The organism is Pseudomonas sp. NFACC37-1 (assembly GCF_900101575.1).
Taxonomy (GTDB): Bacteria; Pseudomonadota; Gammaproteobacteria; order Pseudomonadales; family Pseudomonadaceae; genus Aquipseudomonas; species Aquipseudomonas fluorescens_AA.
Window position 1 is genome coordinate 154,075 of record NZ_FMUZ01000007.1, and the last position, 22,946, is coordinate 177,020.

At 59.4% G+C, this 22,946-nt stretch carries 19 protein-coding genes; 14 read left to right on the forward strand and 5 right to left on the reverse strand.

Translation table 11 applies throughout. The features are described 5' to 3' along the window. Nucleotides 1-10 precede the first annotated feature (10 nt). The gene (locus BLP82_RS11265) at nucleotides 11-781 is read left to right on the forward strand and encodes an iron-containing redox enzyme family protein (protein ID WP_371914132.1); all 771 of its coding nucleotides are present in this window, start codon (nucleotides 11-13) and stop codon (nucleotides 779-781) included. Between the two features lie 254 nt (nucleotides 782-1,035). On the opposite strand, the gene BLP82_RS11270 is transcribed toward BLP82_RS11265, so the two are convergent. The 5 genes from BLP82_RS11270 to BLP82_RS11290 all read right to left on the reverse strand — a co-directional run bounded on the left by BLP82_RS11270 (nucleotide 1,036) and on the right by BLP82_RS11290 (nucleotide 6,004). Further along, nucleotides 1,036-1,962, reverse strand: coding sequence for a GGDEF domain-containing protein (locus BLP82_RS11270; protein WP_092167510.1), 927 nt, complete (start codon nucleotides 1,960-1,962; stop codon nucleotides 1,036-1,038). Nucleotides 1,963-2,310: 348 nt separating this feature from the next. Continuing rightward, the gene (locus tag BLP82_RS11275; protein ID WP_060738597.1) at nucleotides 2,311-3,051 is read right to left on the reverse strand and encodes a YciK family oxidoreductase; all 741 of its coding nucleotides are present in this window, start codon (nucleotides 3,049-3,051) and stop codon (nucleotides 2,311-2,313) included. 185 nt (nucleotides 3,052-3,236) lie between these two features. Further along, nucleotides 3,237-3,908 carry an N-acetylmuramic acid 6-phosphate phosphatase MupP gene (gene mupP, locus BLP82_RS11280; RefSeq protein ID WP_092167513.1) on the reverse strand — a complete coding sequence of 224 codons (672 nt, stop codon included), beginning with the start codon at nucleotides 3,906-3,908 and terminating at the stop codon, nucleotides 3,237-3,239. 4 nt (nucleotides 3,909-3,912) lie between these two features. Then, the gene (ubiG, locus tag BLP82_RS11285) at nucleotides 3,913-4,611 is read right to left on the reverse strand and encodes a bifunctional 2-polyprenyl-6-hydroxyphenol methylase/3-demethylubiquinol 3-O-methyltransferase UbiG (protein ID WP_063322361.1); all 699 of its coding nucleotides are present in this window, start codon (nucleotides 4,609-4,611) and stop codon (nucleotides 3,913-3,915) included. 61 nt (nucleotides 4,612-4,672) lie between these two features. Further along, nucleotides 4,673-6,004: a TRZ/ATZ family hydrolase gene (locus tag BLP82_RS11290; protein ID WP_092167515.1), complete on the reverse strand. Its 1,332-nt coding sequence runs from the start codon at nucleotides 6,002-6,004 to the stop codon at nucleotides 4,673-4,675. Nucleotides 6,005-6,110: 106 nt separating this feature from the next. Here BLP82_RS11290 and mtnA point away from each other — a divergent pair, with 106 nt between their 5' ends. The 13 genes from mtnA to wbpA all read left to right on the forward strand — a co-directional run bounded on the left by mtnA (nucleotide 6,111) and on the right by wbpA (nucleotide 22,941). Next, nucleotides 6,111-7,187: an S-methyl-5-thioribose-1-phosphate isomerase gene (mtnA, locus tag BLP82_RS11295; RefSeq protein WP_092167518.1), complete on the forward strand. Its 1,077-nt coding sequence runs from the start codon at nucleotides 6,111-6,113 to the stop codon at nucleotides 7,185-7,187. 446 nt (nucleotides 7,188-7,633) lie between these two features. Then, on the forward strand, nucleotides 7,634-10,297 hold the full coding sequence (gene gyrA, locus BLP82_RS11300) for a DNA gyrase subunit A (RefSeq protein WP_092167520.1): 2,664 nt from the start codon (nucleotides 7,634-7,636) through the stop codon (nucleotides 10,295-10,297). Between the two features lie 239 nt (nucleotides 10,298-10,536). Continuing rightward, the gene (gene serC / locus BLP82_RS11305) at nucleotides 10,537-11,622 is read left to right on the forward strand and encodes a 3-phosphoserine/phosphohydroxythreonine transaminase (RefSeq protein ID WP_041024563.1); all 1,086 of its coding nucleotides are present in this window, start codon (nucleotides 10,537-10,539) and stop codon (nucleotides 11,620-11,622) included. Continuing rightward, the gene (gene pheA, locus BLP82_RS11310; RefSeq protein WP_003199233.1) at nucleotides 11,622-12,716 is read left to right on the forward strand and encodes a prephenate dehydratase; all 1,095 of its coding nucleotides are present in this window, start codon (nucleotides 11,622-11,624) and stop codon (nucleotides 12,714-12,716) included. Before serC ends, pheA begins: the two co-directional genes overlap by 1 nt. 13 nt (nucleotides 12,717-12,729) lie before the next feature. After that, on the forward strand, nucleotides 12,730-13,842 hold the full coding sequence (gene hisC, locus BLP82_RS11315; protein ID WP_092167521.1) for a histidinol-phosphate transaminase: 1,113 nt from the start codon (nucleotides 12,730-12,732) through the stop codon (nucleotides 13,840-13,842). A gap of 28 nt (nucleotides 13,843-13,870) precedes the next feature. Next, on the forward strand, nucleotides 13,871-16,078 hold the full coding sequence (locus BLP82_RS11320; RefSeq protein WP_256576585.1) for a bifunctional prephenate dehydrogenase/3-phosphoshikimate 1-carboxyvinyltransferase: 2,208 nt from the start codon (nucleotides 13,871-13,873) through the stop codon (nucleotides 16,076-16,078). Beyond that, nucleotides 16,075-16,764 carry a (d)CMP kinase gene (gene cmk / locus BLP82_RS11325; RefSeq protein ID WP_014337227.1) on the forward strand — a complete coding sequence of 230 codons (690 nt, stop codon included), beginning with the start codon at nucleotides 16,075-16,077 and terminating at the stop codon, nucleotides 16,762-16,764. The genes BLP82_RS11320 and cmk overlap by 4 nt, the downstream gene beginning before the upstream one ends. Nucleotides 16,765-16,884: 120 nt before the next feature. Further along, on the forward strand, nucleotides 16,885-18,576 hold the full coding sequence (gene rpsA, locus BLP82_RS11330) for a 30S ribosomal protein S1 (RefSeq protein WP_053120388.1): 1,692 nt from the start codon (nucleotides 16,885-16,887) through the stop codon (nucleotides 18,574-18,576). Nucleotides 18,577-18,807: 231 nt separating this feature from the next. Beyond that, nucleotides 18,808-19,086: a hypothetical protein gene (locus tag BLP82_RS31605; protein WP_092167526.1), complete on the forward strand. Its 279-nt coding sequence runs from the start codon at nucleotides 18,808-18,810 to the stop codon at nucleotides 19,084-19,086. 144 nt (nucleotides 19,087-19,230) lie between these two features. Beyond that, nucleotides 19,231-19,527: an integration host factor subunit beta gene (gene ihfB, locus BLP82_RS11340; protein ID WP_003199243.1), complete on the forward strand. Its 297-nt coding sequence runs from the start codon at nucleotides 19,231-19,233 to the stop codon at nucleotides 19,525-19,527. A gap of 26 nt (nucleotides 19,528-19,553) precedes the next feature. Continuing rightward, on the forward strand, nucleotides 19,554-19,778 hold the full coding sequence (locus BLP82_RS11345; protein WP_041475801.1) for a lipopolysaccharide assembly protein LapA domain-containing protein: 225 nt from the start codon (nucleotides 19,554-19,556) through the stop codon (nucleotides 19,776-19,778). A 176-nt stretch (nucleotides 19,779-19,954) separates the two neighbouring features. Continuing rightward, nucleotides 19,955-21,010, forward strand: coding sequence for an LPS O-antigen chain length determinant protein WzzB (locus tag BLP82_RS11350; protein ID WP_092167529.1), 1,056 nt, complete (start codon nucleotides 19,955-19,957; stop codon nucleotides 21,008-21,010). Between the two features lie 617 nt (nucleotides 21,011-21,627). Next, entirely contained in the window at nucleotides 21,628-22,941 is a 1,314-nt protein-coding gene (gene wbpA / locus BLP82_RS11355) for a UDP-N-acetyl-D-glucosamine 6-dehydrogenase (protein WP_092167532.1), read from the forward strand. The last annotated feature ends 5 nt before the right edge of the window (nucleotides 22,942-22,946 follow it).

A 22,946-nucleotide genomic window follows, 5' to 3' on the forward strand; every position in this document is an offset into this window, starting at 1 on the left:
AGGCCCGCTCATGGACGCCACAAGCTATCCGAAATGGGCACAGCAGCTCATTACCGATTGCAGCGAGAGCAAGCGCCGGGTTGTCGAACACGAACTGTATCAGCGCATGCGCGACAACAAGCTCAGCGCCAAGACCATGCGCCACTACCTCATTGGTGGTTGGCCGGTCGTTGAACAGTTCGCTTTATACATGGCACAGAACCTCACCAAGACCCGCTTTGCCCGCCACCCCGGCGAGGACATGGCGCGTCGCTGGCTGATGCGCAACATTCGTGTCGAACTCAACCATGCCGACTACTGGGTCAACTGGAGCGCCGCCCATGGCGTGACCCTGGAAGACCTGCAAGCCCAGCAGGTGCCGCCTGAGCTGCATGCCTTGAGCCACTGGTGCTGGCACACCAGTTCCTCGGACTCGTTGATCGTGGCCATCGCCGCGACCAACTACGCCATCGAGGGCGCCACGGGAGAGTGGTCGGCGCTGGTGTGTTCCAACGGTGTCTACGCGGCCGCCTTCGCCGAGGAAGAGCGCAAGCGGGCCATGAAGTGGCTGAAGATGCATGCCCAGTACGACGATGCCCATCCTTGGGAAGCCCTGGAAATCATCTGTACGCTGGCGGGGATGAACCCGAGCAAGGCCCTGCAAACGGAGCTGCGCCAGGCCGTGTGCAAGAGCTATGACTACATGTACCTGTTCCTGGAGCGTTGCATGCAGCTGGAACAGGCGGAGCCTGCCAGCAGGGCGTCAGCCACCCGTGAGCGTCTGGCGCTGGCCGGTAGCTGATTACTACCGCTACAGATAGCCACAACCTGTGGGAGCGGGCCTGCTCGCGAAGCGGTCTGACAGTCGACGGGGAGGTTGACTGCCAGGCCGCTATCGCGAGCAGGCCCGCTCCCACAGTTGTTTTGGATGAGTGCTGGCTTCAGGTTCACCCCAAATCCCTGTGGGAGCGAGCTTGCTCGCGATAGCGGTGGGTCAGTTCGCGCAGATGTTGGATGTGCTGCCGTCATCGCGAGCAAGCTCGCACACAATTGTTTTCAGCCGGCCATCGTCAATCGATTGCGGCCTTCGCGCTTGGCCACGTACAGCGCGCTGTCGGCCCTGCGTAGCAGGCTTTCCGAGGATTCCCCCGGTAGCAGGGTGGCGCACCCCAGGCTGACCGTCAGCTCGATCCTTGTGCCTGTGGCGAAGTAATCCTGGGCCTGGGCGGCATGACGCAGTCGTTCACCGACCATCGCCGCCGCATCCCGGCTGGTATTGGCCAGCAGGATCAGAAATTCTTCACCACCGAACCTGAACACCATGTCCACATTGCGCAGTTGGCCCTTGATCGACTCGGCCACGGCCTTGAGCACTTCGTCGCCAACACCGTGACCATGGCTGTCGTTGATGCGCTTGAAATGATCGATATCGAGCATCAGCACCGACAAGGGTTGCGAATGACGCTTGGCCATGTCGATTTCCCGCATCAGGGTCTGGTCCATGGCAATGCGGTTGCCGGTACCGGTCAGCGGATCGCGCAGGGCGCTTTGGGTCGCGGCGCGGTAGAGCAGCGCGTTGCGCAGCGGATACAGCAGCGTCGACATGATGGATTCGAGGTCGCTCTGTTCCGCCTCGGAGAAACGTTGGTTACGACGGAATACCAGTTCACCCAGGTGTTCGCCTTCATGGCTGAGGTTGTAGCTGAGGGTGTGATGCCCGCGTTGCCCGAACTCCAGACGCAGATCACTGGCTTTGTGCTGATAGGCCAACGCATCCAGGGGCACCAGTCGCTGGATTTCCCGGAAAAACAGGCCCAGGATGCGCTGAGGCTCCAGGCTGGTCTGTAGTTGCTGGCTCAGTTGCTGGCGCAATTGCGACAGACTGACGGAACGTGCAGGGAGCGGCGACGGCCGAGTCAGGCCCAAACGCTGCAATTTGGCGCTGTCGAAGTCGAACGCGTTGATCTGGGTGGGCGTTTTCATATGGCGTTAGCCCCTAAGCTAAATCTGTCCCGCAGGTTGGGTGCGGCGGCTTTGGGCTGCACGTCGTACTGGTCCTTCAGTCCCGTAGGACAACTGATTTGAGTCTAGTCCGCTTTCCATGGCAGGCATAAGTCTCGTCTCACCGTCCATTACCTGCCGAACATGGCATGTTTGAAGAGGTTAGAGCGAAAGTCGTGCCATTCGGTTCACTTGCGTAAAAACCGATTAGGAATCAATGAATTGATGGCGAGTCGCGAAGGCAGGGGCGACATGGACTTGGCGGTTCGCCTGGTTTGGCGTTGACCGGGGCCGGCATCGCGACGGTAAATCGTCGCGATGCCGGCTTCATTATTGTGCGTTGAACGCCTGACCGTTGACGCCGGTGCTGTCCGGGCCCATGAGGTACAGGTAGACCGGCATGATCGCTTCGGGCGTCGGGTTGTTGAGCGGGTTTTCTCCCGGGTAGGCCTGGGCGCGCATGCTGGTGCGGGTGGCGCCGGGGTTGATGCTGTTGGCGCGCACGGCGGCGACGGTATCGACTTCGTCGGCCAGGGTCTGCATCAGTCCCTCGGTGGCGAACTTGGACACGCCATAGGCGCCCCAGTAGGCCCGGCCCTTGCGGCCGACGCTGCTGGAGGTGAACACCACGGACGCATCCTTGGACAGCTTGAGCAACGGCAGCAAGGTGCTGGTGAGCATGAACATCGCGTTGACGTTGACGTGCATCACCCGCATGAAGTTCTCACCGGACAACTGTTCCAGTGGCGTACGTGGGCCGATGATCGAGGCGTTGTGCAGCAAGCCGTCCAGATGTCCGAACTCGGTTTCGATCATCGCCGCCAGTTCATCGTACTGATGAGGCAGCGCCGTTTCGAGGTTGAAGGGGATCACCGCTGGCTGCGGATGACCGGCCGCTTCGATTTCATCGTAGACCTGGGTCAGGTTGGCTTCGGTCTTGCCCAGCAGCAGTACGGTGGCACCGTGGGCGGCGTAGGTTTTCGCCGCAGCGGCACCGATCCCGCGACCGGCGCCGGTGACCAGGATCACCCGGCCATTGAGCAGGTCGGGACGGGCGGAATAATCAAACATAAAAAACCTCACGAAACATAACGATGCGTGGTGGTGCGTTGTTGTGGCGAGGGGATTTATCCCCGCTGGGCTGCGAAGCAGCCCCTGTTTTTCATGCCATCGGGATCCAGGTTTTCTGAACTGGTGATGGAGGGGGGCGCTTCGCGCCCCAGCGGGGATAAATCCCCTCGCCACAACGGCTCAGTTCAGCAACTGCACAACGCGTTATCCAGCACTTCACGTAGCGCCGAAGGGTGGTCGATCACCACATCCGCGCCCCAATGGTTCGGGTTGTCGTCCGGGTGGATGTAGCCATAGGTCACCGCGCAGGTCTTGGTGCCGGCGCTGCGGCCGGACTCGATGTCCCGCAGGTCATCGCCCACGAACAGCACGCTGGCCGGGTCCAGGTCGAGCATCTTGCAGGCCAGGGCCAGCGGTTCCGGGTCCGGCTTGCTGTTTTTCACGTGGTCAGGGCAGATCAGCACTTTCGAACGCGCGGCCAGGCCCAGTTGCTGCATGATCGGTTCGGCGAAACGCACGGGCTTGTTAGTGACCACGCCCCAGATGAGGTTGGCCGCTTCGATATCGGCCAGTACTTCGGCCATGCCGTCGAACAGGTGGCTGTGGACCGCACAACCCTTGAGGTAGCGGTCGAGGAACTCCTGGCGCAGCTCCTCGAAGCCTGGTGATTCCGGGTCCATGGAAAAGGTCACCGCGACCATCGCCCGGGCGCCGCCGGAAATTTCGTCGCGAATGTGCTGGGTGTTCATCGGTGGCAAGCCACGGTCGGCGCGCATGGCCTGGCAGATGGCGATGAAGTCCGGCGCGGTGTCGAGCAGCGTGCCGTCCATGTCGAAGAGAACCGCTTTGAGACGCATCGACTTACTCCTCGCGCAGGGTCTGGATCATGTAGTTGACGTCAACGTCGGCGGCCAGCTTGTAGTGCTTGGTCAATGGGTTGTAGGTCAGGCCGATGATGTCCTTGACCGTCAGCCCGGCCGCGCGGCTCCAGGCGCCCAGTTCGGAAGGGCGGATGAATTTCTTGAAGTCGTGAGTGCCCCGTGGCAACAGCTTCATGATGTATTCGGCGCCGATGATGGCGAACAGGTAGGCCTTCGGGTTGCGGTTGATGGTGGAGAAGAACACCTGGCCGCCCGGCTTGACCATGCGGAAGCAGGCGCGGATGACCGAGGACGGGTCCGGCACATGCTCGAGCATTTCCAGGCAGGTGACCACGTCGAATTGGCCGGGCATTTCTTCGGCCAGGGCCTCGGCGGTGATCTGCCGGTATTCCACGCTGACGCCGGACTCCAATTGATGCAGTTGCGCCACCGCCAGCGGCGCTTCGCCCATGTCGATGCCCATCACCGTCGCTCCGCGCTGGGCCATGGCTTCGCTGAGGATGCCGCCGCCGCAACCGACGTCGAGGACCTTCTTGCCCGCCAGGTTGACCCGTTCGTCAATCCAGTTGACCCGCAACGGGTTGATGTCGTGCAGCGGTTTGAATTCGCTTTCACGGTCCCACCAGCGATGGGCCAGGGCTTCGAACTTGGCGATTTCGGCGTGGTCGACGTTGCTCATGTGCAGATCCTCGAAAAGCTTGAAAAATCAGATGTCCCGAGCCGTGGCTCCAGGGGCGTGGTCATTCGTTGTGGCCGCTGATGCGCCGACCCCAGGCCTGGGCCGTGGCGATCAGTGTCGGTTCGTCCATGCGGGTCAGCCGGCCATCCTCCAGTAACGGCTTGCCGGCTACCCACAAGTGTTTGACGCAATCGCGGCCGGTGGCATAAATCAGTTGTGACACCGGGTCGTAGATCGGCTGCTGGGCCAGGCCTGACAGATCGAAGGCCACCAGGTCGGCGGCCTTGCCGACTTCCAGGGAGCCAACGGTCGCTTCGATGCCCAGTGCCCGGGCACCGTTGAGCGTGGCCATGCGCAGCGCCCGATGGGCATCCAGGGCCGTGGCCGAACCGGCGACGGCCTTGGCCAGCAGGGCGGCGGTGCGGGTTTCGCCGAGCAGGTCCAGGTCGTTGTTGCTCGCCGCACCGTCGGTGCCGAGGGCGACATTGACGCCGGCTTGCCACAGGCGCTCCACCGGGCAGAAACCGCTGGCCAGCTTCAGGTTCGATTCCGGGCAATGGATCACGCTGCAATTGCTTTCTACCAGCAGGGCTTGGTCCTCGTCGCTGATCTGAGTCATGTGCACGGCCTGGAAGCGTGGTCCCAGCAGGCCAAGGCGTCCCAGGCGAGCCATTGGCCGCTCAGCGGTGTTATCCACAGCCTGCTGCACTTCGAAGGCGGTTTCATGAACATGCATATGAATGGCCGCGTCCAGTTCCTCGGCGATCACGCGGATTTTCTCCAGGTTCTCGTCGCCCACCGTGTAGGGGGCGTGCGGGCCGAATGCGACTTTGATCCGCGGATGGTGCTTGAGGTCGCCGAACAATTCGATGCCCTGACGAATGGCGTCGTCGGCGCTGGCGGCACCGGGGATCGGAAAGTCGAGGATCGGAATGGCGATTTGCGCGCGAATACCGCTGTCGTGGACGCACTCGCTGGCGATCTTGGGGTAGAAATACATGTCGGAGAAGCAGGTGATGCCACCCTTGATCTGCTCGGCGATCGCCAGGTCGGTGCCATCCCGGACGAAATCTTCATCGACCCATTTGGCTTCAGCCGGCCAGATGTGCTGTTCCAGCCAGGTCATCAAGGGCAGGTCGTCGGCCAGGCCGCGAAACAGGGTCATGGCCGCGTGGCCGTGGGCGTTGATCAGGCCGGGGCTGAGCAGCATGCCGGGCAGTTCACGGACCTCGGTGGCGTCACACTTCAGGGCCTCTGCCCGTGGACCGATGAACACGATGCAACCGTCGCGAATGCCCAGGCCATGGTTCTTGAGCACTACACCGGCGGGTTCGACAGGCACCAACCAGGTCGGCAGCAATAATAAGTCGAGCGCAACGGCAGGCTTGGGCATCGTGGAACGGTTCCATGGGGTATAAAGGATGGCGAAGTATACCCGAGCGTCTTCGCGGAGGGATCGCTATAATCGGCGGCTTTTGTTCATGAGTGCGGGGTGAAGGATGCGCGATCGACTATTGGCTGCGGAGAAGGTGAAGGCCATCGATTGGCGTGATGGCGTCCTGTACCTGCTGGACCAGCGTAGCTTGCCGTTCGAGGAAAGCTGGATCGCCTGCACACGTGTGGCCGATGTGGCCGAGGCCATTGGCTCGATGGCCGTGCGCGGTGCGCCGGTCATTGGCATCAGTGCGGCGTATGGCGTGGTGCTGGCGGCGCAGGCCAGAATGGCCGAAGGAGGCGATTGGCAAGCGGCCCTGGAGGCCGATTTTGCCTTGCTGGCCGCAGCCCGGCCGACGGCGGCAAACCTGTTCTGGGCGCTGGATCGAATGCGCGACCGGCTGGGGCGCTTGAAAGAGCATACCGAGCCGCTGGCGGCACTCGAGGCCGAAGCCATCGCGATCCACGTGAGCGATCGCGAAGCCAACCTGACCATGGCCCAGTTGGGGGTCGACCTGATCCGCAAGCACCAGGGCAACGCCCAGGCCATTCTCACCCATTGCAACACCGGCGCCCTGGCCACCGGCGGTTTTGGCACGGCCTTGGGGGTTATCCGGGGTGCGTATATCGAAGGCATGGTGGAGCGTGTCTATGCCGACGAAACCCGGCCGTGGCTGCAAGGCTCGCGTTTGACGGCATGGGAACTGGCCCGGGAAGGCATTCCGGTGACCCTCAACGCCGATTCCGCCGCTGCCCATATCATGAAGACCAAGGGTGTGACCTGGGTGATCGTCGGTGCCGATTGCATCGCCGCCAATGGCGACGTAGCGAACAAGATAGGCACTTATCAGCTGGCGGTCTGTGCCATGCACCATGGTGTGCGCTTCATGGTAGTGGCACCGAGCTCGATCATCGACATGAGCCTGGCCAGCGGTGAAGACATTCCGGCGGAGGAGGGCGACGGGCGCGAACTGCTGGAAATCGGTGGCAGGGGGCTCGGCGCGGAGGTAGGTGCCTTCAATCCGGTCTTCGATATCACTCCGGCGGACCTGATCGACGTCATCGTCACGGAGAAGGGCATCATCGAGCGCCCGGACACCGCGAAACTGGCGCAGTTGATGTGCCGCAAGCGGTTGCACTGATGGCTTGTGCTGTCTGACCTGTCGCCATCGCGAGCAAGCTCGCTCCCACATTGGATCGGGTTCGTGGCCGAAATCTCGAGCATGCACAGATCCCTGTGGGAGCGAGCTTGCTCGCGATGAGGCCCTTGAAGGCAACAAATCCCTTGCATTTTGCCCCTGAATCTCTATCCGCAGCGCTTCTAAGCCCCTCTGGTCCCATATCAGCCTGTCACCGGTCAACTAACTATGCACCATGCGCATCTGGGGGATAGGTGCGTGGCGGCTCTTGTGATAACATCCGGCGGTTTCCAGGGCTGCCTCGCGAGGTGGCCTTTACTGCGCAGATCCATGGCATAACTCGTTGATTTGTCGTAAGTCGCTGCACGGCATTTGTTCTGCAGCGGCGAGCTTCGTTCGTCCCATCTGGATGTGACGAGGTTTCACCAGAAAAAGGAATCAGGCTTCTCATGGGCGAACTGGCCAAAGAAATCCTCCCGGTCAATATCGAAGACGAGCTGAAACAGTCCTACCTCGACTACGCAATGAGCGTAATCGTCGGGCGGGCGCTGCCGGATGCGCGCGATGGCTTGAAGCCCGTGCATCGGCGCGTGCTGTTCGCGATGAGCGAGCTGGGCAACGACTTCAACAAGCCGTACAAGAAATCCGCCCGTGTCGTCGGCGACGTGATCGGTAAGTATCACCCCCACGGCGACACTGCCGTGTACGACACCATCGTTCGTATGGCGCAACCCTTCTCCTTGCGCTACCTGCTGGTAGACGGCCAGGGCAACTTCGGTTCGGTGGACGGCGACAACGCCGCGGCCATGCGATACACCGAAGTGCGCATGACCAAGCTGGCCCACGAGCTGCTGGCCGACCTGCACAAGGAAACCGTGGACTGGGTGCCGAACTACGACGGCACCGAAATGATCCCGGCGGTCATGCCGACCCGTATCCCGAACCTGCTCGTCAACGGTTCCAGCGGTATCGCCGTGGGCATGGCGACCAACATCCCGCCGCACAACCTCGGTGAAGTCATCGACGGTTGCCTGGCCCTCATCGACAATCCCGAGCTGACCGTCGATGAGCTGATGCAATATATCCCCGGTCCGGATTTCCCGACCGCTGCGATCATCAACGGTCGCGCCGGCATCATCGAAGCCTACCGCACCGGCCGTGGCCGCATTTACATGCGCGCCCGCTCGACGGTGGAAGACATCGACAAGGTCGGCGGCCGCCAGCAGATCGTCATCACCGAATTGCCGTACCAGTTGAACAAGGCTCGCCTGATCGAGAAGATCGCCGAGCTGGTGAAAGAGAAAAAACTCGAAGGCATCACCGAGCTGCGTGACGAGTCCGACAAGGACGGCATGCGTGTCGTGATCGAGCTGCGCCGTGGCGAAGTACCTGAGGTGATCCTCAACAACCTCTACGCCCAGACCCAGCTGCAAAGCGTGTTCGGCATCAACATCGTTGCGCTGATCGACGGCCGTCCGCGGATCCTGAACCTCAAGGACCTGCTGGAAGCCTTCGTGCGTCACCGTCGTGAAGTGGTCACCCGCCGCACGGTGTTCGAACTGCGCAAGGCTCGCGAGCGTGGCCACATTCTCGAAGGCCAGGCCGTTGCCCTGTCGAACATCGACCCGGTGATCGCCTTGATCAAGGCCTCGCCAACCCCGTCGGAAGCCAAGGAAGCGCTGATCAGCACCCCTTGGGAGTCCACTGCGGTGATGGCAATGGTCGAGCGCGCTGGCGCCGATTCTTGCCGCCCGGAGAATCTCGACCCGCAATACGGCCTGCGCGAAGGCAAGTACTTCCTGTCCCCGGAACAGGCGCAAGCCATCCTGGAGCTGCGCCTGCACCGCCTGACCGGCCTCGAGCACGAGAAGCTGCTGGCCGAGTACCAGGAAATCCTCAACCAGATCGGCGAGCTGATCCGCATCCTCAACAGCGCTACGCGCCTGATGGAAGTGATTCGCGAAGAGCTGGAAGTGATCCGCGCCGAATACGGCGACGTGCGCCGCACCGAGATCCTCGATGCGCGCCTGGACCTGACCCTGGGTGACATGATCCCGGAAGAAGAGCGCGTGGTGACCATTTCCCACGGCGGCTATGCCAAGACCCAGCCGCTGGCCGCCTACCAGGCCCAGCGTCGCGGCGGCAAAGGCAAGTCCGCGACGGGCGTCAAGGACGAGGACTACATCGCTCACCTGCTGGTCGCCAACAGCCACACCACGCTGCTGCTGTTCTCCAGCAAGGGCAAGGTGTACTGGCTCAAGACCTACGAAATTCCGGAAGCGTCCCGTGCCGCTCGTGGCCGTCCGCTGGTCAACCTGTTGCCGCTGGACGATGGTGAATACATCACCACCATGTTGCCGGTGGAAGAGTACACCGAGGGTCACTACATCTTCATGGCCACCGCCAACGGAACCGTGAAGAAGACCCCGCTGGAATCCTTCAGCCGTCAGCGCAGCGTCGGTCTGATCGCCCTGGAACTGGATGAAGGTGACGTGCTGATCTCCGCCGCCATCACCGACGGCGAGCGTGAGGTCATGCTGTTCTCCGACGGCGGTAAGGTCACTCGCTTCAAGGAGTCCGACGTTCGCGCCATGGGCCGTACCGCTCGCGGTGTGCGCGGCATGCGTCTGCCGGAAGGCCAGAAGCTGATTTCCATGCTGATCCCCGAAGAAGGCAGCCAGATCCTCACCGCTTCGGCCCGTGGTTATGGCAAGCGCACGGCCATCAGCGAGTTCCCCGAGTACAAGCGTGGCGGCCAGGGCGTTATCGCCATGGTCAGCAACGAGCGTAACGGTCGTCTGGTGGGTGCGGTCCAGGTGCTCGATGGCGAGGAGATCATGTTGATCTCCGACCAGGGCACCCTGGTGCGCACGCGAGTCGCCGAAGTGTCGAGCCTGGGTCGTAACACCCAGGGCGTGACGCTGATCAAGCTGGCCAGCGACGAAACACTGGTCGGGCTTGAGCGGGTCCAGGAACCGTCGGAGGTTGAAGGCGAGGAGTTGGAAGGCGAGGAAGACGCGGCGTTCGACGGCACCCTCGGGGCCGATGTCGACGACGCTGTCGGCGACCAACCGCTCGACGCCGCCGCAGACGAAGAAGAACCGCAGGACTAAGCGGACACGCAGGGGGCGGATGAAGATTCGCCCCCTTGTTGTTTGTCTCTTTTGAAAATTTGCGACTTGGCGTTGAACAAGAGCAGGATCGTTCCCACGCTCTGCGTGGGAATGCCGCTTGGGACGCTCCGCGTCCCATGACGCAGGGCGTCATTGGATGCATTCCCACGCAGAGCGTAGGAACGATCATCCGTAGACCAAAAGATTTATGTGACCACCAGATCAGAGCGAGATTGGATGTGAGCAAGAGAGCCTATAACTTCTGTGCCGGCCCGGCGGCGCTTCCTGAAGCGGTCCTGAAGCGTGCCCAGGGTGAACTTCTCGACTGGCATGGCAAGGGCCTGTCGGTCATGGAAATGAGCCATCGCAGCGATGAGTTCGTGTCCATTGCCACCAAGGCCGAGCAGGACCTGCGTGATCTGCTGAACATCCCGTCCAACTACAAGGTGCTGTTCCTGCAAGGCGGCGCGAGCCAGCAGTTCGCCCAGATTCCGTTGAACCTGCTGCCGGAAAACGGCAAGGCCGACTACATCGACACCGGCATCTGGTCGCAGAAAGCCATCGAAGAAGCTTCGCGCTACGGTCACGTCAACGTGGCCGCCACCGCCAAGCCCTACGACTATTTCGCGATTCCCGGCCAGAACGAGTGGAACCTGTCCAAGGACGCGGCCTACGTTCACTATGCGCCGAACGAAACCATCGGTGGCCTGGAATTCAACTGGATCCCGGAAACGGGCGACGTGCCATTGGTGGCCGACATGTCCTCGGACATCCTCTCGCGCCCTGTGGATATCTCCCGTTTCGGCATGATCTACGCGGGTGCCCAGAAGAACATCGGCCCAAGCGGCATCCTGGTCAGCATCATCCGTGAAGACCTGCTGGGGCGTGCCCGCTCCCTGTGCCCGACCATGCTCAACTACAAGGTCGCGGCCGACAACGGCTCGATGTACAACACCCCGCCGACCCTGGCCTGGTACCTGTCGGGCCTGGTGTTCGAATGGCTGAAGGAGCAGGGCGGTGTCGAAGCCATCGGCAAGCTCAACGAAGTGAAGCAGCGCACGCTGTATGACTTCATCGACGCCAGCGGCCTCTACAGCAACCCGATCAACAAGACCGATCGTTCCTGGATGAACGTGCCGTTCCGCCTGGCCGATGACCGTCTCGACAAGCCGTTCCTGGCCGGTGCCGACGAGCGTGGCCTGCTGAACCTCAAGGGCCACCGTTCGGTCGGTGGCATGCGCGCCTCCATCTACAACGCCGTCGACATCAACGCCGTCAATGCGTTGATCGCCTACATGGCAGAGTTCGAGAAGGAACATGGCTGATGTCTGAGCAAGAACTCAAGGCGCTGCGCTTGCGTATCGATGCCCTGGACGAAAAGGTCCTGGAGCTGATCAGCGAGCGCGCGCGCTGCGCCCAGGAAGTCGCCCGGGTGAAGATGGCCTCCCTGGCCGAAGGCGAAGTGCCGGTGTTCTATCGCCCCGAGCGTGAAGCGCAGGTGCTCAAGCGTGTCATGGAGCGCAACAAGGGACCGCTGGGCAACGAAGAGATGGCGCGTCTGTTCCGCGAAATCATGTCGTCGTGCCTGGCCCTCGAGCAGCCGCTGAAAGTCGCCTACCTGGGGCCGGAAGGTACCTTCACCCAGGCGGCGGCCATGAAGCACTTCGGGCACGCCGTGATCAGCAAGCCGATGGCGGCCATTGACGAAGTGTTCCGTGAAGTGGCCGCCGGCGCGGTGAATTTTGGCGTGGTGCCGGTGGAGAACTCCACCGAAGGCGCAGTCAACCACACGCTGGACAGTTTCCTCGAGCACGACATGGTGATCTGCGGCGAAGTCGAGTTGCGCATCCACCACCACCTGCTGGTGGGCGAGAACACCAAGACCGACAGCATCAGCCGGATCTATTCCCACGCCCAGTCGTTGGCCCAGTGCCGCAAGTGGCTGGACGCCCATTACCCGAACGTCGAACGCGTGGCTGTATCGAGCAACGCCGAGGCGGCCAAGCGGGTCAAGGGCGAATGGAACTCGGCGGCGATTGCTGGCGATATGGCGGCCGGCCTCTATGGGCTGACGCGCCTGGCCGAAAAAATCGAGGATCGCCCGGACAACTCCACGCGATTCCTGATGATCGGCAGCCAGGAAGTCCCGCCGACCGGCGACGACAAGACCTCGATCATCGTTTCCATGAGCAACAAGCCCGGTGCGCTCCATGAGCTGCTGGTGCCGTTCCATGACAACGGTATCGACCTGACGCGGATCGAGACCCGTCCGTCGCGCAGCGGTAAATGGACCTACGTGTTCTTCATCGATTTCGTCGGCCACCACCGCGATCCGCTGGTAAAAGGTGTGCTGGAGAAAATCAGTCAGGAAGCAGTGGCACTCAAGGTGCTGGGTTCCTACCCCAAGGCAGTTCTTTAAGGGCGGATAGCAAATGAGTGGCAACTTCCTCGCTCTGGCTCAGCCAGGCGTGCAACAACTCTCGCCTTACGTTCCGGGCAAACCCGTGGACGAGCTGGCCCGTGAGCTGGACCTGGATCCGGCCAGCATCGTCAAGTTGGCGAGCAACGAAAACCCGTTGGGCGCAAGCCCCAAGGCACTGGCGGCGATCCGCGACGAACTGGCCGAGCTGACCCGTTACCCCGATGGCAATGGCTTTGCGCTCAAGAGCCTGCTGGCCGAGCGCTGTGGTGTCGAGCTGAGCCAGGTGACGCTGGGCAATGGTTCCAACGACATCCTTGAGCTGGTCGCTCGTGCGTACCTGGCGCCAGGTCTCAACGCGGTGTTCAGCGAGCACGCGTTCGCGGTCTACCCGATCGCGACCCAGGCCGTCGGCGCGGATGCCCATGTGGTTCCCGCCAAGGACTGGGGGCACGACCTGCCCGCCATGCTGGCCGCCATCGATGCCAACACCCGCGTGGTTTTCATTGCCAATCCGAACAACCCGACCGGCACCTGGTTCGATGCCCAGGCCCTGGATGACTTCCTGCAGGACGTGCCCGCGCACGTGCTGGTGGTGTTGGACGAGGCTTACATCGAATACGCCGAAGGCAGCGATTTGCCCGATGGGCTGGATTTCCTCGCCGCCTACCCGAACCTGCTGGTTTCGCGCACCTTCTCCAAAGCCTATGGCCTGGCCTCGCTGCGGGTCGGCTACGGCCTGTCCACCGCCGTGGTGGCCGATGTGCTGAACCGCGTGCGCCAGCCGTTCAACGTCAACGGCTTCGCCCTGGCCGCCGCCTGTGCGGCCTTGCAGGATGAAGCCTACCTGGCTGAAAGCCGTCGCCTCAACGCGGCCGGCATGCAGCAGTTGGAGGCGGGGCTGCGTGAGCTGGGCCTGGGCTGGATTCCATCCAAAGGCAATTTCATCTGCATCGACCTGGGGCGTGTCGCCGCGCCGGTGTACCAGGGGCTGTTGCGCGAAGGTGTGATCGTGCGTCCGGTGGCCAATTACGGCATGCCGAACCACTTGCGCGTCACCATCGGCCTGCCGGCGGAAAACAGCCGTTTCCTCGAGGTGTTGAGCAAGGTCCTGGTTCGTGGTTGATGTCACTTCGCTGCAATCTGCTGCCCCTATGATCGGTCGCCTGGTGGTGGTCGGCCTGGGGTTGATCGGCGGTTCGTTCGCCAAGGGCTTGCGTGAAAGCGGCCTGTGCCGCGAGGTGGTCGGTGTCGACCTGGATCCGCGGTCGCGCAAGCTGGCCGTGGAGCTGGGTGTGGTCGATCGCTGCGAGGACGACCTGGCGATCGCTTGCCAGGGCGCGGACGTGATCCAGCTGGCAGTGCCGATCCTGGCTATGGAAAAACTGTTGGCGCGCCTGGCGACCATGAACCTGGGGCAGGCGATCCTGACCGACGTCGGCAGCGCCAAGGGCAACGTCGTGCGCGCCGCCACCGAGGCCTTCGACGGGATGCCGGCGCGCTTCGTGCCCGGTCATCCGATTGCCGGCTCGGAGCAGAGCGGGGTGGAAGCCTCCAACGCCGAACTGTTTCGTCGTCACAAAGTGATTCTCACGCCGCTGGACCAGACGGATCCAGCCGCGCTGGCGGTGGTGGACCGTTTGTGGCGCGAACTGGGCGCTGATGTCGAGCACATGCAGGTCGAGCGTCACGATGAAGTATTGGCCGCCACCAGCCATTTGCCACACCTGTTGGCGTTCGGCCTGGTGGATTCATTGGCCAAACGCAATGAAAATCTTGAGATCTTCCGTTACGCTGCCGGCGGTTTCCGCGATTTCACGAGAATCGCCGGAAGCGACCCGGTCATGTGGCACGACATCTTCCTCGCCAACCGCGAAGCTGTCTTGCGCACACTCGATACATTTCGCAGCGACCTCGACGCCTTGCGCGACGCGGTCGATGCAGGGGACGGGCACCAATTGCTGGGCGTTTTCACGCGCGCCAGGGTGGCCCGCGAGCATTTCAGTAAAATCCTGGCCCGTCGGGCCTATGTGGACGCTATGAACTCCAACGATCTGATTTTCCTGGCACAACCTGGTGGCTCCCTGAGTGGGCGTATTCGTGTACCGGGCGATAAATCGATTTCCCACCGTTCGATCATGCTCGGCTCCCTGGCCGAAGGTGTGACCGAGGTGGAAGGCTTCCTCGAGGGCGAAGATGCCCTGGCCACGCTGCAGGCGTTTCGCGACATGGGGGTGGTCATCGAAGGCCCGCACCACGGCCGTGTGACCATCCATGGTGTCGGCCTGCACGGCCTCAAGCCTGCCCCAGGGCCGATCTACCTGGGTAATTCCGGGACTTCGATGCGTCTGTTGTCCGGCCTGCTGGCCGCGCAGGACTTCGACAGCACCCTGACCGGCGACGCCTCGCTGTCCAAGCGCCCGATGAACCGCGTCGCCAACCCGTTGCGGGAAATGGGCGCGGTCATCGAGACCGCGGCAGACGGTCGTCCGCCGATGACCATTCGTGGCGGCAACAAGCTCAAGGGCCTGACCTACACCATGCCGATGGCTAGCGCCCAGGTGAAATCCTGCTTGCTGCTGGCCGGTCTCTACGCCGAGGGCAAGACCACCGTCACCGAACCGGCCCCGACCCGCGACCATACCGAGCGCATGCTGCGCGGCTTCGGCTACCCGGTTACGGTGGATGGCGCCACGGCGTCCGTCGAGTCTGGTAACAAGCTGACCGCGACCCACATCGAAGTGCCGGGCGATATCTCGTCCTCGGCATTCTTCCTGGTGGCCGCCTCGATCGCCGAAGGCTCCGACCTGGTGCTCGAACACGTCGGCATCAACCCGACCCGTACCGGCGTGATCGACATCCTGCGCCTGATGGGCGCTGACATTACGCTGGAAAACCAGCGTGAAGTTGGCGGCGAACCCGTAGCGGACCTGCACGTACGAGCAGCTAAGCTCAAGGGTATCGAGATTCCGGAGGCGCTGGTTCCGCTGGCCATCGACGAGTTCCCGGTGCTGTTCGTAGCGGCCGCCTGTGCAGAAGGGCGCACCGTGCTGACTGGTGCCGAAGAGCTGCGGGTCAAGGAGTCGGATCGCATCCAGGTGATGGCTGATGGCTTGCTCGCCCTGGGCGTCAAGTGCCAGCCGACGCCGGACGGCATTATCATCGACGGCGGCCAGATCGGCGGCGGCGAAGTCCATGGTCACGGTGATCATCGCATCGCCATGGCCTTCAGTGTTGCGTCTTTGCGCGCCAGCGCGCCGATTCGCATCCATGATTGCGCCAACGTCGCCACGTCGTTCCCGAACTTCCTGGCGCTGTGCGCACAGGTCGGTATTCGAGTAGCACAAGAGGCGCAGTCGTGAACATCAAGGCACCGGTCATCACCATCGATGGCCCAAGCGGTTCGGGCAAGGGCACCGTCGCCGGGATCCTGGCCAGGCAGTTGGGCTGGAACCTGCTCGATTCGGGTGCCTTGTACCGTCTGCTGGCGTTCGCCGCCGCCAACCATGGCGTCGACCTGACCAACGAGGAGTTGCTCAAGGCGCTGGCGGCTCACCTGGACGTACAGTTCATTGCGGCGACCGACGGTCAGCTCCAGCGCATTATCCTGGAGGGTGATGAAGTCAGTGATGTCATCCGTACCGAAAGCGTGGGCGCCGGGGCCTCCCAGGTCGCCGCGCTGCCAGCGGTGCGCGAAGCGTTGCTGCAACGTCAGCGCGCTTTCCAGGAGCCGCCGGGGCTAGTGGCTGATGGTCGCGACATGGGCACGGTGGTCTTTCCTGACGCGCCTTTGAAGATTTTCCTCACCGCCAGCGCCGAGGAGAGGGCGCGCCGCCGATATTTGCAGTTGAAGGGCAAGGGCGAGGATGTTAGTCTGTCGAGTCTGCTAGATGAGATCCGTGCACGCGACGAGCGTGACACCCAGCGCGCAGTAGCCCCGCTCAAGCCGGCGGCCGACGCGATACAGCTGGATTCAACGGAGTTGTCCATCGATCAGGTGCTGCAACGCATCATGAGCGAGATCGCCATTCGCGATATCGCCGGGTGACCAGGAAGCTTCGCAGGGGACCAGTCATAGTCCTGCGATGCTTCTTTTATATGAAACTAACCCACACCGTCTGGGGTGTGGAGGCGGGCGTATTCTTCGCCCTAATCAACAGGAATTAAAATGAGCGAAAGCTTTGCGGAACTCTTTGAAGAAAGCCTGAAAACCCTGAACCTTCAGGCAGGCTCCATCATCACCGGTGTTATCGTTGATATCGATTACCAAGCGCGCTGGGTAACCGTTCACGCTGGTCTGAAGTCTGAAGCACTCATCCCGCTTGAGCAGTTCTACAACGACGCTGGCGAACTGAACATCAACGTCGGTGACGAAGTTCACGTTGCGCTGGACTCGGTTGAAGATGGCTTTGGTGAAACCAAGCTGTCCCGTGAAAAAGCCAAGCGCGCTGAATGCTGGATCGTTCTGGAAGCGGCTTTCGCAGCTGAGGAAGTGGTCAAGGGCGTTATCAACGGTAAGGTTAAAGGCGGCTTCACTGTCGACGTTAACGGCATCCGTGCGTTCCTGCCAGGTTCCCTGGTTGACGTCCGTCCAGTGCGCGACACCACGCACCTGGAAGGCAAAGAGCTGGAATTCAAGGTCATCAAGCTGGACCAGAAGCGCAACAACGTTGTCGTTTCCCGTCGCAGTGTCCTGGAAGCCGAGAACTCCGCCGAGCGTGAAGCTCTGCTGGAATCGCTGCAGGAAGGCCAACAGGTCAAGGGTATCGTCAAGAACCTCACCGATTACGGCGCATTCGTCGATCTGGGTGGCGTCGATGGCCTGCTGCACATCACCGACATGGCCTGGAAGCGTATCAAGCATCCTTCGGAAATCGTCAATGTTGGCGACGAGATCGATGTCAAGGTTCTGAAGTACGATCGCGAGCGCAATCGTGTTTCCCTGGGCCTCAAGCAACTGGGTGAAGATCCATGGGTTGCTATCAAAGCCCGTTACCCAGAAGGCACCCGCGTCACCGCTCGTGTTACCAACCTCACCGACTACGGCTGCTTCGCTGAGCTGGAAGAAGGTGTTGAAGGCCTGGTACACGTTTCCGAAATGGACTGGACCAACAAGAACATCCACCCTTCGAAAGTCGTACAAGTCGGCGACGAAGTGGAAGTCATGGTTCTGGACATCGACGAAGAGCGTCGTCGTATCTCCCTCGGCATCAAGCAGTGCAAGTCCAACCCATGGGAAGACTTCTCTGGCCAGTTCAACAAGGGCGATAAAATCTCCGGCACCATCAAGTCGATCACCGATTTCGGTATCTTCATTGGTCTGGACGGCGGCATCGACGGCCTGGTTCACTTGTCCGACATCTCCTGGAACGAAGTGGGCGAAGAAGCCGTACGCCGTTTCAAGAAGGGCGACGAGCTGGACACCGTTATCCTGTCGGTTGACCCAGAGCGCGAGCGTATCTCCCTGGGTATCAAGCAACTGGAAAGCGATCCGTTCTCCGAGTACGTTCAAGAGAACGACAAAGGCGCAATCGTTAAGGGCATCGTGAAAGAAGTTGACGCCAAAGGCGCCATCATCACCCTGGCCGACGATATCGAAGCGACTCTGAAAGCCTCCGAAATCAGCCGTGACCGCGTTGAAGACGCGCGCAACGTTCTGAAAGAAGGCGAAGAAGTAGAAGCCAAGATCATCAGCGTTGACCGCAAGAGCCGCGTAATCCAGCTCTCCATCAAGTCGAAAGACGATGCTGAAGAGAAAGAAGCAATCCAGAGCCTGCGCGACAAGCCAGCCGCTGACATTGCTGCTGGTCCTACCACTCTGGGCGACCTGCTGCGTGCACAAATGGAAAAACAGAACTGAGTTCTGTCAGACCATGAAAAGGGCGACTTCGGTCGCCCTTTTTTGTGGGTGCGATATTTCAAAGCTCTTTGCTTCCTGCAAGCCGTTGTCGATGATGGTGTTCATTTGGGGCATTGCGAAACCAATCCTGCGACCAAGATGTCTCTTTTATGAAGCAGATCACTCGTCTATTCAGGGCAAGGCTCCGACTTGTATAAGTGATCGATCTGGGTCTTTGTCTAAAGGAATTGAATGAATAGGCTCTTTCTGGTGTTGAGTGTCCTGGTGGTGGCGGGTTGCTCTACGAGCGCCAAGACCCATGCAGTGCGTGGAGTCAGTGGTATCGAGGTCGACTGTTCGGGGCTGGGCTCTGGCTGGGAGAAGTGCCATAAGAGGGCTGCGAGGGAGTGCAAGGGGGCTGGCTACAAGGTCATTACCCGGTCCGACGACGCGAAGGATGACGATCAGTACCCTTTTGGTTTTAATCCGGCTGGCTATTTGACTCGTACGATGCTGGTCATCTGTCGATAGCTTGAGGAAAACTTCCTGTCGGCATGGAAAGAAGCAACAAGGGAGTGGTGAAGAATGTCAATACTTGGGCTGTTCAAATCCCTCCGGTCATGCTAAAACCTTTTCAAGCGATTTTCCTAGCTGCTTGAAAAAGAAGGGAAAAATATGACGAAGTCGGAGTTGATCGAACGAATTGTCACCCATCAAGGGCTACTCTCATCCAAGGATGTGGAACTGGCCATCAAGACCATGCTTGAACAAATGTCCCAGTGCCTGGCAACGGGGGATCGTATTGAAATCCGTGGTTTTGGCAGCTTTTCCCTGCATTACCGCGCCCCGCGTGTAGGTCGAAATCCAAAGACCGGTCAATCCGTCAGTCTGGATGGAAAGTTTGTCCCTCATTTCAAGCCGGGCAAAGAGCTTAGGGATCGTGTCAATGAGGAGGAGGGGGATGAGCTCTGACGCAGCACCTAAACAGAGGAGTCTTCATGCGGAACTTTAAGCGTTTGGCCCTTGTCGTACTGGCACTACTTGTGGCCTCGGCTATTGTCCTGTTCGTACTTGAAAACAACCAGCCGGTCGCACTCCTGTTTCTGGGCTGGTCAGCTCCGCAGCTTCCCGTCTCGGTTTTCGTGATCCTGGCGCTTCTCGCTGGTATGATAGTCGGGCCGTCGCTTGCGTGGTTCCTGGGAATGCGTAGACGGCCGAAATAATGGATATGTGAGCCCAGTAGTCTTGGTGTAAGGATCACGGCCAACAATTTTTTCTGACTTTGGGTGCGTTTTGTTCAAATTTAACTTGATTCAGTCTATCGCTGTGCCCGTCTTGCCTTTTAGTGAGTTCGATGTGTCTGTAGACGCAATGCCAAAAAAGGGAGGCGGGATCACCCATGCCAAATAATCGTATCGAAACCCAGGGCGCCGATGAGATCGATCTGATCGCACTTGCGCGCGGGCTCTGGGGGCAAAAGTGGTTGATCCTTGCGGTCACCTTGTTGGTTACCGCGGGTGCAGCTGCTTATGCGTACCTCAGCAAACCGGTCTATCAAGCTCAGCTTTTTATCATGCCTCCTACTCAGAATGGTATTGCGGAGTTGAACTATGGTCGAGGGAAAAGCACTGAGCTGGATCCTTATTCCATCAAGCATGTCTATGACGTATTTGCCCGAAACTTACAGGGTGAATCTCTTCGTCAGACATTCTTCAGTGAAGTTTATCTTCCTTCACTTGATGAGTCCCAACGAAAGGGCGCGCTCGACCGATTGTACGAACGTTTCTCACGAGAGCTAATAATCAAGGGGCCTGGTAAGGATACGCCGGATCGCTATTCGGTAACGGTCCAGGGCGGAGATCCCGTTCGAGCTACGGAGTGGGCGAAGGCTTATGTGGCGCGCGCCAGTGAAGCGGCTGAGTCAGAGCTGATCAAGAACGTTACGGCTGAGGCTGCGGTAAGAGCGCGTAATCTGGAGCAGCGTATTGTCGGTTTGCGCGAGACTGCGCAGCGAATACGTGAGGATCGGATTCAGCAGTTGCGCGAAGCGTTGAAGATCGCAGAAGCAATTGGTCTCAGCAGCCCGAGTATAAATTCTACGGCGGCTGTTGATATAACGGTAGAAACTGGCAATAAAATGGACTACCAGCGAGGCAGCAAAGCCTTGGCTGCGGAAGTAAAAGCGCTGGAGTCGAGAGCTTCTGACGACGCCTTCATATCGGATTTGCGTTCGCTCCAAATGCGATACAGTTTCTATCGTAAATTGAATATTGATCCAGAAAGCATCTCGGTTTATCGGCAAGACGGTAGCGTTGAGGTGCCGCAAAGCCCGATTAAACCAAGAAAGGCTTTGATTTTGCTGCTGGGCATTATTGCTGGCGGGATGCTGGGTAGTTTCATTGCGTTAATTCGATTTGCGGTTATTCGGAGCAAGGAACAGCAATTACAGGGTTGAGATGATCAATTTCTCGATCCTAAAGTATTTTCGTAACTCTTTAGAGAGATTTCGAATGCTTGTTTGAGCCCGTCTTTATGAGGATTATCTTCGTAAGGCGGGTTTTTTATTGGTGTGGCGAATAACTCTAGGTGTTCATGGTTTTAATGTGTGCCGAGGCTCCATCGGTTGTAGTCACGAGGTGCTCCGTCGGGACGGGTCTCAGTGGTTAGATGTCATAATGATGGCAGAAGCGAGCCGTTCAACTGAGGCAAGCCCTGAAAAAACTAGTCAGAACTCAGTAAAGTACAATCCAGGAAAGCCATTTTGCTACACAACAGGCATAATGGCGGTTTGTGAGGGACGGGATGGCCGTCTCGTTCGGAGGTCGGTAGCAACAGGCCTGTGGCGTATCGAAATTTGTGCATGGTGGGGACATCTGGAAAGTCGGCGGTAGGCGCCGGAGGTGCTGCTCCATAATGAGTTTTGACAAGAACTGAAGTGAAAGCGTCCAGCATCCGTTCGGCGGGCTGAGGCGGAGGTTTGCCAGTTGTGCAATGGTAGGGGTCAGGCGGATTCAGGCTTGATTCATAGCTCTGATGAATTAGATGGTTTTGACAAGTTAAATGGAGAGTTGGATGTCGAGCATAAAGCAGGCGAGCGTCGCCAAATTTAAAGCAAAAGAGGCCGTCATCGGTATCGTCGGTCTTGGATACGTCGGCCTGCCTTTGATGCTGCGTTATAATGCGATCGGGTTTAAAGTTATTGGACTTGATATCGATAGTTCAAAAGTTGAACTTCTGAATTCAGGTAAAAGCTACATCGAGCACATTCCTGGCGAAAAAATCGAAGCCGCTTGCCAAAACGGATTTGAAGCCACTACCGATTTTACTCGTGTGCCGGAATGTGATGCGCTGATTCTCTGCGTGCCGACACCATTAAATAAATATCGCGAACCCGATATGAGTTTCGTAATAAATACGACTGATGCGATAAAGCCTTATTTAAGGGCTGGTCAAGTCGTTTCTCTTGAAAGTACAACCTATCCGGGCACGACAGAAGAAGAGTTGCTGCCACGTGTCCAAGAGAAAGGATTGCGTGTCGGTGAGAATATCTTTCTGGTCTATTCCCCGGAGCGCGAAGATCCGGGCAATCCCAACTTTGAAACCCGTACCATTCCAAAAGTAATCGGTGGGCATACGCCTGAGTGCCTCGAGGTCGGTGTCGCTCTCTATGAGCACGCGATTGACCAAGTTGTACAAGTCAGCTCTACCAAAGCAGCTGAAATGACCAAGCTGCTGGAAAATATCCACCGTGCGGTCAATATCGGCTTGGTGAATGAGATGAAAGTGGTCGCTGACCGCATGGGCATCGATATTTTCGAAGTGGTCGACGCCGCTGCAACCAAGCCCTTCGGTTTTACTGCCTACTACCCTGGCCCTGGTCTCGGTGGTCACTGCATTCCAATCGACCCGTTCTACCTGACTTGGAAAGCCCGTGAGTATGGTTTGCATACACGGTTTATCGAGCTTTCGGGAGAGGTCAATCAGGCCATGCCGGAGTACGTCCTGAGCAAGTTGATGGACGGCTTGAATGAGCGCGGTAAGCCTTTGAAAGGCAGCAGAATTCTAGTGCTTGGTATCGCCTACAAGAAGAACGTAGATGATATGCGTGAGTCGCCTTCGGTTGAAATCATGGAACTGATCGAGGCTAAAGGCGGCGTCGTAGGGTACTCCGATCCGCACGTCTTGAAGTTTCCGAAGATGCGCGAGCACCACTTTGACCTTTCCAGTGAGCCTCTGACTGCTGAAGTTCTAAAAGCTTATGATGCTGTCATTCTGGCCACCGACCACGATAAGTTCGACTATGAGCTTATCAGCCAACATGCTCAACTGATCATCGATAGTCGTGGTAAATATCGCGCCCCTCAATCGAATATTATCAAAGCTTGATGACA

Excerpts from the sequence above, each read along its gene's own strand:
- BLP82_RS11265 (WP_371914132.1), top strand. The coding sequence starts at position 11 with ATGGACGCCACAAGCTATCCGAAATGGGCACAGCAGCTCATTACCGAT.
- BLP82_RS11270 (WP_092167510.1), bottom strand. The coding sequence starts at position 1,962 with ATGAAAACGCCCACCCAGATCAACGCGTTCGACTTCGACAGCGCCAAA.
- BLP82_RS11275 (WP_060738597.1), bottom strand. The coding sequence starts at position 3,051 with ATGTTTGATTATTCCGCCCGTCCCGACCTGCTCAATGGCCGGGTGATC.
- mupP (WP_092167513.1), bottom strand. The coding sequence starts at position 3,908 with ATGCGTCTCAAAGCGGTTCTCTTCGACATGGACGGCACGCTGCTCGAC.
- ubiG (WP_063322361.1), bottom strand. The coding sequence starts at position 4,611 with ATGAGCAACGTCGACCACGCCGAAATCGCCAAGTTCGAAGCCCTGGCC.
- BLP82_RS11290 (WP_092167515.1), bottom strand. The coding sequence starts at position 6,004 with ATGCCCAAGCCTGCCGTTGCGCTCGACTTATTATTGCTGCCGACCTGG.
- mtnA (WP_092167518.1), top strand. The coding sequence starts at position 6,111 with ATGCGCGATCGACTATTGGCTGCGGAGAAGGTGAAGGCCATCGATTGG.
- gyrA (WP_092167520.1), top strand. The coding sequence starts at position 7,634 with ATGGGCGAACTGGCCAAAGAAATCCTCCCGGTCAATATCGAAGACGAG.
- pheA (WP_003199233.1), top strand. The coding sequence starts at position 11,622 with ATGTCTGAGCAAGAACTCAAGGCGCTGCGCTTGCGTATCGATGCCCTG.
- hisC (WP_092167521.1), top strand. The coding sequence starts at position 12,730 with ATGAGTGGCAACTTCCTCGCTCTGGCTCAGCCAGGCGTGCAACAACTC.
- BLP82_RS11320 (WP_256576585.1), top strand. The coding sequence starts at position 13,871 with ATGATCGGTCGCCTGGTGGTGGTCGGCCTGGGGTTGATCGGCGGTTCG.
- rpsA (WP_053120388.1), top strand. The coding sequence starts at position 16,885 with ATGAGCGAAAGCTTTGCGGAACTCTTTGAAGAAAGCCTGAAAACCCTG.
- BLP82_RS31605 (WP_092167526.1), top strand. The coding sequence starts at position 18,808 with ATGAATAGGCTCTTTCTGGTGTTGAGTGTCCTGGTGGTGGCGGGTTGC.
- ihfB (WP_003199243.1), top strand. The coding sequence starts at position 19,231 with ATGACGAAGTCGGAGTTGATCGAACGAATTGTCACCCATCAAGGGCTA.
- BLP82_RS11345 (WP_041475801.1), top strand. The coding sequence starts at position 19,554 with ATGCGGAACTTTAAGCGTTTGGCCCTTGTCGTACTGGCACTACTTGTG.
- BLP82_RS11350 (WP_092167529.1), top strand. The coding sequence starts at position 19,955 with ATGCCAAATAATCGTATCGAAACCCAGGGCGCCGATGAGATCGATCTG.
- wbpA (WP_092167532.1), top strand. The coding sequence starts at position 21,628 with ATGTCGAGCATAAAGCAGGCGAGCGTCGCCAAATTTAAAGCAAAAGAG.